Genomic DNA, 255 nt, shown 5'->3' on the forward strand with positions numbered 1-255 from the left:
TCGATCACAAGCCCCACGCAACTGTAAAAATTCTGTAGCCTCCACAGCACATCAGGATCCGGATCGCCTATGATCGGGATCTTACGGCGCTGCTCCTTGGTGAGGATGAAGTCGGCCAGCAGGTCAGCGTCCGATTTGCCTTCCCACGCCCCATGGGCATCCTGAGCGCGGATGAGCCTTATCAGGCATCTGAGAAAAGGGGTGGCGAGATCCCCATCTTCGTTGACAGCAGGGCCATTCGTACTTCGTGTCAAT

1 protein-coding gene is annotated in these 255 nt (G+C 56.1%); it reads right to left on the reverse strand.

What is annotated here, in order from left to right; translation table 11 throughout:
• Window positions 1-254: DUF269 domain-containing protein (locus K6M89_RS30790; RefSeq protein ID WP_222141877.1), on the reverse strand; the 254-nt coding region annotated here is incomplete at its 3' end.
• Window position 255: the final 1 nt, after the last annotated feature.

Origin of the sequence: Rhizobium croatiense (assembly GCF_019793465.1) — a bacterium.
Classification (GTDB): Bacteria; Pseudomonadota; Alphaproteobacteria; order Rhizobiales; family Rhizobiaceae; genus Rhizobium; species Rhizobium croatiense.